Source organism: Streptomyces sp. NPDC058459 (assembly GCF_042721685.1).
Taxonomy (GTDB): domain Bacteria; phylum Actinomycetota; class Actinomycetes; order Streptomycetales; family Streptomycetaceae; genus Streptomyces.
In genome coordinates this window covers 1-8381 of record NZ_JBHXLV010000260.1, presented here as the reverse complement: position 1 = coordinate 8381, position 8381 = coordinate 1, and the positions used below count along the sequence as shown (strand labels likewise).

At 71.2% G+C, this 8381-nt stretch carries 8 protein-coding genes; 1 reads left to right on the top strand and 7 read right to left on the bottom strand.

Features of this window, described 5'->3' with window-relative positions:
• Positions 1-304: 304 nt before the first annotated feature.
• Positions 305-1501, bottom strand: coding sequence for an MBL fold metallo-hydrolase (locus tag ACFWN1_RS29865; RefSeq protein WP_384368720.1), 1197 nt, complete (start codon positions 1499-1501; stop codon positions 305-307).
• 289 nt (positions 1502-1790) lie between these two features.
• Complete coding sequence (locus ACFWN1_RS29860) at positions 1791-2576, bottom strand: SGNH/GDSL hydrolase family protein (RefSeq protein WP_384368723.1); 786 nt, start codon at positions 2574-2576, stop codon at positions 1791-1793.
• 260 nt (positions 2577-2836) lie between these two features.
• Here ACFWN1_RS29860 and ACFWN1_RS29855 point away from each other — a divergent pair, with 260 nt between their 5' ends.
• A complete protein-coding gene (locus ACFWN1_RS29855) occupies positions 2837-3634 on the top strand; it encodes a tyrosine-protein phosphatase (protein WP_384368716.1) in 798 nt (265 codons plus the stop codon).
• A 16-nt stretch (positions 3635-3650) separates the two neighbouring features.
• On the opposite strand, the gene ACFWN1_RS29850 is transcribed toward ACFWN1_RS29855, so the two are convergent.
• The 5 genes from ACFWN1_RS29850 to ACFWN1_RS29830 all read right to left on the bottom strand — a co-directional run.
• A complete protein-coding gene (locus ACFWN1_RS29850) occupies positions 3651-3773 on the bottom strand; it encodes a DUF6126 family protein (RefSeq protein ID WP_384368712.1) in 123 nt (40 codons plus the stop codon).
• A complete protein-coding gene (locus tag ACFWN1_RS29845) occupies positions 3770-4393 on the bottom strand; it encodes a helix-turn-helix domain-containing protein (RefSeq protein ID WP_384368709.1) in 624 nt (207 codons plus the stop codon). Before ACFWN1_RS29845 ends, ACFWN1_RS29850 begins: the two co-directional genes overlap by 4 nt.
• A gap of 77 nt (positions 4394-4470) precedes the next feature.
• Positions 4471-5856, bottom strand: a complete 1386-nt coding sequence (locus ACFWN1_RS29840) for an aspartate aminotransferase family protein (RefSeq protein ID WP_384368706.1) — start codon at positions 5854-5856, stop codon at positions 4471-4473.
• A 1-nt stretch (position 5857) separates the two neighbouring features.
• Positions 5858-7756 carry a 1-deoxy-D-xylulose-5-phosphate synthase gene (gene dxs, locus ACFWN1_RS29835; RefSeq protein ID WP_384368703.1) on the bottom strand — a complete coding sequence of 633 codons (1899 nt, stop codon included), beginning with the start codon at positions 7754-7756 and terminating at the stop codon, positions 5858-5860.
• Positions 7757-7790: 34 nt separating this feature from the next.
• Positions 7791-8381 (bottom strand): flavodoxin-dependent (E)-4-hydroxy-3-methylbut-2-enyl-diphosphate synthase (locus tag ACFWN1_RS29830; protein WP_384368701.1); only part of this gene is annotated, 591 nt, incomplete at its 5' end.

The window sequence follows — 8381 nt, the reverse complement described above, 5'->3', positions numbered from 1 at the left end:
CCGGCGCCCTCAACACCACACTCAACACCAAGATCTTCTCCACCGGCCTGACCATCGGCACCGCCGACACCCACCCCCGCTTCTGACCCCCACCACACCCCCACACGACAACAGGCGGCGCCCCGAACCAGGGCACCGCCTGCTGTCGTTCTTTGACGACTCGTCGATCGAGCCGATACGCGCCGGCACCCCGGCACCCTCCCCGCACGCGAGGAACACCGCTCACGGCACCTCACCCGGCCCGGAAGTCACGTTCCCGGAGACGTCGCCGCCTGATCATCGCCTCCGCGGCCCCCGAAGCGCGTCACACATCCCCCGCGAAGTCGAGATCCTCACTCCGCTCCCCGGCAGCCGTCGTCACCACCGGACGCGGCCGGCGCCACGGGTGGGCGATCGGGCCGGACACGGACCGCCACCACGGGTCGGACGGCACGCGCCCGCCCGGCTCGAAGGGCTCACCCGGACGGGGAGACGCCACGGCCTGGCCGACCGCCTCACCCGCGTCCTTCGTCCACTCCCCCGGCTCCGCCCACGCGTGCATCGCCAGGTTGAAGGTGCCCCAGTGGATGGGGAGGAGAACGCCGTGCGGGGTGCCGGACTGAAGGTCGAGGTGAGCGCGGACGCCCTCCTCGGGGGTCATGTGGATGTCGGGCCAGTAGGGGCTGTACGCGCCGATCTGGATCATGGTGATGTCGAACGGGCCGTGCGCAGCGCCGATGTCCTTGAAGCCCTCGAAGTAGCCGGTGTCGCCGCTGTGGTACACCCGGTGGCGCTCGCCCGCGACGACCCAGGAGGCCCACAGGGTGTGCTGGGTGTTGCGCAGGCCCCGCCCGCAGAAGTGGCGGGCCGGGGTCGCGGTGAGCGTGACGCCGCCGACCTCGGTGGACTCGTGCCAGTCCAGCTCGCGCAGCCGGTCCGGGGACACCCCCCAGTGTTCGAGGTGCGCGCCCACGCCCAGCGGGACGGCGAACAGGGTGTCGGTGCCGGCCAGTGCCTTGATGGTGGGCAGGTCGAGGTGGTCGTAGTGGTCGTGGGAGATGACCACCACGTCGACCGGGCCGAGCGCGGCCAGCGGCAGCGGGACCGGGTGCAGCCGCTTGGGCCCGGCGAAGGGGAACGGCGAACAGCGCTCGCCCCAGACCGGGTCGAACAGCACCCGGTGCCCGTCGATCTCCACCAGCACGCTGGAATGTCCGAGCCAGGTCACCCGCAGGCCGGAGACCGGCGGCCTGGCCAGGTCGGCCACCGTGGTGGGGTGCACCGGGATGCTGCCGTGCGGCGCGCGGACCGGACGCGTGTCCTTGTCGAAGAACGCCTTGGCGAGGTCCAGCGCAGAGCCGGAGGGCCGGGTACTGGCCGTGCCGCCGGGGTTCTGGAAGACGCCGTCCTTGAAATGCGGGGAGCGGTGGATACGCGCGAGGCGCTCACCGCGCGGCTCCGCGCCGAAGGCTTCGGGCTGTAGCGCGCGGAGCCCGGAGCTCTGGGAACGAAGACCGGACACGGTACCTCCAGGGGGAGTCACTGAGGGCTCCATCGTCGTCGGCGGCTGTGGCGGCCCGGAGCCGCCGCGGGCCGGGTGACCCCGGCCACAGTTCCCAACGCTCACGCGGCCCTCACTGTTCCCGAACAGTGTTCCGGATCTCACCCACCGCGAGCGGTCGACTCCGTTGCGGCCGGGCGACGGACACACGACGAAAGCGTGCCGACGGCCGCCGCCCCCGCGAGCGCGGTTCGGGCGGGGGCGGCGCACGGTCCCCTGCCCCGGACGAGGCTCACACCCCGCACCACCCTCACGCCACGGACGCGATCCGCATCCTGATGTCGCTCGGCGACAGCACACCCTTCGCCACCACATGGTCCCCGGAGGACTCCCCGCGCAGCCGGCGCCCGATCCACGGCACCAGATGCGTACGCGCCCAGTGCACGTCGTCGCGCCGGATCTCCAGCGAGCCGCGCGGCGGCAGCAGCGGCCACTCCTGCTCGGGGTCGGCCGGGATCGCGAGGCCGAGCGCCTGGCCCGCGCGCAGCGCCACCCGGGTGTGGCCCTCGGGCGAGAGATGCAGCCGGTCGGCGTCCCAGGCCCTGCGGTCCCGGGCGGACTTCAGGGACCACAGGTCCAGCACCGGGCAATCGTACCGGTCGGCGATGGCCCGTACATGACCGTTGTACGTGGCGATCTTGCCGCGAAGATGCTTGAGGAGCGGCACGCCCCGGGTGTCGAAGCCGGTCGCCACCAGCACGGTGCCGGCGCCCGCCGCGAGCTGGGCCACGGCGCGTTCGAAGCGCTCGGCCGTCTCGTCCGGGTCGGTGCCGGGGCGGATGATGTCGTTGCCGCCCGCGCAGACGGAGACGAGGTCCGGGGCGAGCGCGGCCGCCTCGGGTACCTGGTCCGACGCGATCTGGTCGAGCAGTTTCCCGCGCACGGCCAGGTTCGTGTAACTGAAGTCGCCCTCGGGGCGCCGGTCGGCGAGGAGTACCGCGAGCCGGTCGGCCCACCCGACGAACGCCCCGTCGGGGCCGGGGTCACCGACGCCCTCGGTGAAGCTGTCCCCCACCGCGACGTACGACCCGATCACTGTCCTGTTGTCGTTCTCCGATTCGTCTGCCACATCGGAGCATGATTCACCTTCGGATGTGACCTACGCGACCGTAGGCGGGGGTTGACGGACGGTGACATAAGCCACGCTTAAAGAATCTGCCAACCGCGGAATAGCTCTCCCGGCCGCCATGTTGAACGGTCGATCACGGGTTCGGGGCCGGCGAAATGCGATGTCGTATCGTCGGCTGTGTGCCCGTCGACGAGCCGCGTGACGGGGCGGAGAGTCCAGGAGCACCCGTGACGCAGCAGGTCCCGTCGACCGAGCCCGAACTGGCCGCGGTCCGCAACTTCCGTGATGTGGGCGGTCTGCCGACGGTGGACGGACGCCGGGTGCGGTACGGGGTGCTGTTCCGCAGCGGGCATCTGGCGCACGCGACCGAGAAGGACGCGGCCTTTCTCTCCTCCCTCGGCCTGCACACGGTCTTCGACTTCCGCAACGCGGCCGACCAGCGGCTGGAGGGTCCCGACGTGGCGCTGCCCGGCGTGCGCAATGTGAACGTCCCACTGAGCGATCCGGCGGACGGCGCCGAGTTCTGGCGGATGGTCCGCGACGGCGACCTCGACCAGCTGCGGGACATCCTGGCGGACGGCAAGGCCGCGGACCGCATGATCGCCTCGTACCGGAGGATCGTCACCGAGCGCACCGCCGAGCACTCCCGGGTGCTGCACGCGCTGGCCGAGGACAGTGTGCCGGCGCTGATGCACTGCGCGGCCGGCAAGGACCGCGCGGGCATCTCGGTGGCGGTGACGCTGCTCGCGGCCGGCGTGGAGCGGGACGCGATCATCGGCGACTACCTGGAGTCCAACGCCAAGCACCGGCGCTACAAGGTCCGGCGCGGCGGCGACCAGGCGAGCGCGTACACGCCCGAGGTGATGGAGCTGCTCGGACCGCTCTTCGACGCCCGCGCTGAGTACCTTGCGGCGGCCTTCGACAGCATCGAGGACACCTGGGGTGACGTGGACGCGTACCTGGAGCGGGGGCTGAAGCTCTCGGACGGTACGCGGGAGCGGCTGCGCGAGCGGCTGGTGGAGTGACCTCGGACCCGGCCCCTCAGCTCCTGCCGCCGAGCGTGAACAGCAGGTAGAGGAAGGCGGCCAGGAGATGGCCGAGGACGACGTAGATGATGACCCGGACCCAGAGGGCGGGCGGCAGCTTGTCTTCGATGTCTCTCATGACGGCTCTCCGGTGGGGTGGCCCAGGCACAGCGTGGCCGTGGGGCTCTGCAGCAGGGTGTGGACGAACAGCAGTTCCACGCCGTCGTGGTCGTCGGCGTTGAGGCGGTGCGGGGTGAGCGAGTCGAAGTGGGCGCTGTCCCCGGGCGCGAGGAGGTGCGCGCGGTCCCCGAGGCGCAGCCTGAGGCGGCCCGTGAGGACGTACAGCCACTCCTCGCCGGGGTGGACGCGCACGATGTCGCCCTGGGCGCGGTAGGGCACCCGGACGCGCAGGGCCTGCATGCCGCGGCCGGGGGCGCCGGCCTGGAAGTAGGTCCAGCCGGCGGCCCGGGTGGGCTCCATGTCGGCGGCGCGGACGATGGCGTCCCGGTCGGCGGCCGTCTCGCCCAGCAGGTCGGAGACCGTCGTACCGTAGATGCGGGCGAGGGCCAGCAGCATCGGCAGCGACGGCTGGCGGTGGCCGGTCTCCAGCCGGGAGAGGTGGGCCGGGGAGAGTCCGGCGGCCCCGGCCGCGGCCTCCAGGGTGAGGCCGGCCCGGCGGCGCAGGGCACGCAGCTGCGGCGCCACGGCGGGAAGGTCGTCGCCCTGGCCCGCCGAGGAGGCCGCTTCGGAGGCGTTCATGCCTCCATTGAGCCCGAAGTTTGCCTGTCGGGCAATTTTCTTGCCTCAGAGGCAAAAGTCGCCGAAGAGCCAGAGGCTCAGCGCCCGGCGACCGCCTGCTTGATCAGGGTCCGGCCGAAGTCCCACATCAGCCCTCCGCCGCTGTGCGCGTCGTCCATGACGGCGGTGAAGGCGTCCATGAACCGGTCCACGTCCGCCTCGTCGATCACCAGCGGCGGGATCAGTTTGATCACCTCCAGGTGGTCGCCGGAGACCTGGGTGAGAATCCGGTGCCGCTGGAGCAGCGGTACGACGACCATCTGCGCGAACAGGCCCTTGCGGGCGGCCTGGAGCATGGTCCAGCGGCCGCGCAGCTTCAGCGAGTCGGGGCGGCCGAACTCGATGCCGATCATCAGCCCCCGCCCGCGCACGTCGGCCAGCAGCTCGTACTCGCCGATGAGCGCGGTGAGCCGGGACTTCAGCAGCTCGCCCATGGTCCGGGCGCGGGCGACGATCTGCTCGTCCTCCATGACCGAGAGCACGGCGAGCCCGGCGGCCATGGCCTGGGCGTTGGAGCCGAAGCTCGCGGAGTGCACCAGGACCCGGTCCATGGACGAGTAGACCTTCTTGAAGATCCAGTCCTTGCCGAGCGTGGCGCTGACCGGGACATAGCCGCCGGAGAGCGACTTGGCGACGCACACCAGGTCGGGCTCTACGCCGTCCTCGTGCTGGTAGGCGTAGAAGTCGCCGGTGCGGCCGAGGCCGGTCTGCACCTCGTCGGCGATGAGCAGTGCCCTGTGGTGGTGCAACAGCTCCTGAGCGGCGCGGAGATGGCCGGGCGGGGTTTCGTGCACGCCCTTGCCCTGGATGGGCTCCACGATGAGGGCTGCGACATCACCCTTCTTCAACTCCCTTTCCAGAGCCGCCAGATCGCCGAGGGGTACGGCGGTGTCGGGGAGGAGGGGTGCGAAGCCGTCGCGGAAGCCGTTCTCGCCGTTGACCGACAGTGAGCCGGTGGTGAGGCCGTGGAAGGCGTGGTCGCAGTAGAGGACGCGGGGGCGGCCGGTGGCGGAACGGGCGAACTTCAGCGCGGTCTCGACGGCCTCGGTGCCGCTGTTGCCGAAGAACACCCGGTCCAGATGCGGGCTGTGGGCGAGGAGGCGTTCGGCGAGCAGGCCGGGCAGCGGCTGGCAGTCGAAGCGGGTGAGGTCGGCGAGGTTCAGGTCGAGCACGTCGTGCAGGGCCCGGCGGACGACCGGGTGGTGGCGGCCGAGGCCCATCACGCCGAACCCGGCGAGCATGTCGAGGTAGTCGTTGCCGTCGGCGTCGAAGAAGTGGGCGCCCTCGGCGCGTTCGTAGACCTTGTCGAAGCCGATGGTGTGCAGCATGCGCGGGAGTTGCGGGTTGAGATGGCGCGCGTGCAGGTCGTAGCGCTCGGCTCCGCGCGCGGCGAGGAGGGCTTCGAGGTCGAACTCCGTGCTCAATTCAGCTCTCCTGGTTCTGCCGGCCGCCGGTGTCCTTGGCGGCGAGGCTCGCGCTGATCCGTCCGGCGATCTCCACCGGTGTGAGACCGATGTCGGCCAGCACCTCCGCGCGTCTGGCGTGCGCGAGGAACTGGTCCGGGATGCCGAACCGCCGTACGGGCACGTCCACGTCGGCGTCCCCGAGGGCCAGCGCCACGGCCGAACCCACGCCCGCCGCACGGCTGTTGTCCTCGACGACGGCCACCAGCCGGTGCTGGGCCGCGAGTTCGGGCAGGGCGGGGTCGACGGGCTTGACCCACCGCGGGTCGACCACCGTGCAGTCGATGCCCCGCGCACCGAGGAGCGAGGCCACCTGGAGGCAGACGGGGGCCATCACGCCGACGGAGACGAGGAGTACGCCGGGCTCGTCGTCCCGGTGGAGGACGTCCATGCCGCCGATGTGGCCCAGGGCCGGGATCTCGGGGCCGACCGACTCCTTGGGGAAGCGGACGAGGGTGGGCGCGTCGTCCACGGCGACCGCCTCGCGCAACTGGGCGCGGAGCTGGGCGGCGTCACGCGGGGCGGCGATCCTGAGGCCGGGGACGACCTGGAGGATCGACATGTCCCACATGCCGTTGTGCGAGGCTCCGTCGACCCCGGTGACCCCGGCGCGGTCGAGCACGAAGGTGACCCCGCAGCGGTGCAGGGCCACGTCCATTAGCAACTGGTCGAAGGCGCGGTTGAGGAAGGTCGCGTAGACGGCGACGACCGGGTGCGCTCCCCCGGTGGCCAGGCCCGCCGCGGAGACGGCCGCGTGCTGCTCGGCGATGCCGACGTCCCAGATCCGGTCCGGGAACCGCTCGGCGAAGGGGCCGAGGCCGACGGGGTGCAGCATGGCCGCCGTGATGGCGACTACGTCCTCGCGTTCCTCCGCGATCCGGACGATCTCCTCGCCGAACACCGTCGTCCACGTGGGCCCGCCGGAGGGGCTGAGCGGGGCGCAGGTCAGCGGGTCCATCACCCCGACGGTGTGGAAGTGGTCCTCCTCGTGCGCGAGGGCGGGCGCGTAGCCGCGCCCCTTCTCGGTGAGGCAGTGCACCAGCACCGGCCCGTGGAACCGCTTGGCCCGGCGCAGCGCGGACTCGACGGCGCCGATGTCGTGCCCGTCGATGGGACCCACGTACTTCAGCCCGAGGTCCTCGAACATGCCCTGCGGGGCGAAGGCGTCCTTGAACCCCTTCTTGGCGCCGTGCGCGGCCTCGTACAGCAGGCCGCCGACGACCGGGGTGCGCTGGAGCGTCTCCTTGCCCCAGGCGAGGACCTGCTCGTAGCCGTCGGTGGTGCGCAGCGTGGCGAGGTGGTTGGCGAGGCCGCCGATCGTGGGGGCGTACGAGCGCTCGTTGTCGTTGACGACGATGATCAGCGGGCGGTCCTTGGCGGCCGCGATGTTGTTGAGCGCCTCCCAGGCCATGCCGCCGGTCAGCGCGCCGTCCCCGATGACCGCGACGACGTGCCCGTCCTCCCCTAGCACCTGCCGCGCCTTGGCGAGGCCGTCGGCCCAGCCGAGGGAGGTGGAGGCGTGGCTGTTCTCCACGAGGTCGTGCTCGGACTCCTCGCGCGAGGGGTAGCCGGACAGGCCGCCCTTGCCGCGCAGCTTGGAGAAGTCCTGACGGCCCGTCAGCAACTTGTGCACATAGCTCTGGTGCCCGGTGTCCCACACGATGCGGTCGACCGGTGACTCGAAGACCCGGTGCAGGGCGATGGTCAGTTCCACCACGCCCAGGTTGGGTCCCAGGTGCCCCCCGGTCCTCGACACCGCCTCCACCAGGAACTCGCGTACCTCGCTGGACAGTTCGCCCAGCTTTTCCTGCGACAGTGCCTTCAGGTCGCGTGGTCCCCGGATGCTCTCCAGAATCGTCACGCCGGCCCCCTCTCGGTCCGTGCCGTGCTCTGCCTCAACTCACCTGATCCGCTGGGCCGATCTGCTCGGCCAGCTTCATGGCCTCCTCGATGAGGGTCTCCACGATCTTCGACTCCGGGACGGTCTTGATGACCTCGCCCTTGACGAAGATCTGCCCCTTGCCGTTGCCGGAAGCGACACCGAGGTCCGCCTCGCGGGCCTCGCCGGGGCCGTTCACCACACAGCCCATGACCGCCACCCGCAGCGGAACCTCCATACCGGTCAGGCCCGCCGTGACCTCCTCGGCCAGCTTGTACACGTCCACCTGCGCCCGCCCGCACGACGGGCACGACACGATCTCCAGACCCCGCTGCTTCAGGTTCAGCGACTCCAGGATCTGGTTGCCGACCTTGACCTCCTCCACCGGCGGCGCCGACAGCGAGACCCGGATGGTGTCGCCGATACCCTCCGAGAGCAGCGCGCCGAAGGCCACCGCCGACTTGATCGTGCCCTGGAACGCCGGACCCGCCTCCGTCACACCCAGGTGGAGGGGGTAGTCGCACTGCGCGGCGAGCTGCCGGTACGCCTCGATCATCACGACCGGGTCGTTGTGCTTCACCGAGATCTTGATGTCCCGGAAATCGTG